2 protein-coding genes are annotated in these 1,131 nt (G+C 28.9%); both read left to right on the top strand.

Going from position 1 to position 1,131, the window contains the following annotated elements; translation table 11 throughout:
• A partial coding sequence (locus tag KA883_RS13525; RefSeq protein WP_210129585.1) for a hypothetical protein occupies window positions 1-349 on the top strand: 349 nt, incomplete at its 5' end.
• A gap of 449 nt (window positions 350-798) precedes the next feature.
• Window positions 799-1,128, top strand: coding sequence for a JAB domain-containing protein (locus KA883_RS13520; protein ID WP_198065336.1), 330 nt, complete (start codon window positions 799-801; stop codon window positions 1,126-1,128).
• Window positions 1,129-1,131: the final 3 nt, after the last annotated feature.

Raw genomic sequence — 1,131 nt, 5'->3', positions numbered from 1 at the left:
CAATTATACGGACTTTATCTGTTCGAGTAGTTTACCTGGTGCTGATAGAACTATTTGCAATGTATTAATTGATGAAATGAAAAATATTATACATGTTTATGATGATTTAAGACACTGTTCAACGTCCATTTTCAAAGAAATAGACCAAACATTAATTATAGAACTGATGTCACTTCTAGGGGTTGAATATGGCCGATATAGAATTGTACTTTATTATGCACCAATAGTTAAAAAACCGTTTATAAGAGAATATGAATTAAAAAGTGAAAAATTAATAAGTGTTAATATTGAAGACCTTAACGAATTATTTTATAGAAAGGCTTTGAATAATGAAAGTTTAGAAAAATAGATGTTTGTAAGCATAAAAATAGCCCTGCATAAGCAGGGCTTTAAGTTTGTTTAGCTTATGAGAAAACCAACAAACTAAATAAAAAGGTAATTACATTATAACACAATCCGCTTCAAGTCACTATTATAAATACCGCTTCAATATATATAGTCTATAAGGGGTTCACGGTTTCATCTAATTTAGAACATCAACTTTTAAAATCGGGCTAAAAATAGCAACGCACAATTAACATCGTGCTTTTACTAATTTTTAGCCCAATTTTAAAGCTTCTTTATCTAAATTAGATGAAACCGTGAACCCCTTTTTTAAAAAAATTACACTTTAGAAAGTGATTACTTGTCAAAGTGTAATGAATTTGATATAATGTATTTAACGAAAGGAGGAAACCAACTGAAATTGTTGTAAATAATCGCAATACAACAACTAAATAAAAAGGGAGATTTACAAATATGAAAAAGGAACAGTACATTTTAAAAGTTTTAGATTTAGTTCAAGATTATCAAGTTATGGAAGATGAAAGGTTTCAAATATCACAACCAAGCGACGTTGTTAAGCTATTAAAAAAAGAAATAGGAAGCTTCACAAGAGAACACTTTGTTATGATTGGCTTAAATACTAAAAATGAAGTTACAACGCTTTATACAGTGCATATAGGTACGTTAGATATGTCAATCATACACCCTAGAGATAGTTTTCAAGTTGCAATCTTAAATAATTGTAAATCAGTTATTTTTGCACATAACCACCCAAGCCAAGACATCTTAAACATAGTATCCTAAACT

The sequence above is a fragment of the Staphylococcus sp. GDY8P54P genome, from assembly GCF_017892645.1.
In the GTDB taxonomy this organism is placed as follows: Bacteria; Bacillota; Bacilli; order Staphylococcales; family Staphylococcaceae; genus Staphylococcus; species Staphylococcus ureilyticus.
Note: the sequence above shows the minus strand (reverse complement) of the source record. Positions and strands in the feature narration are given on the sequence as shown.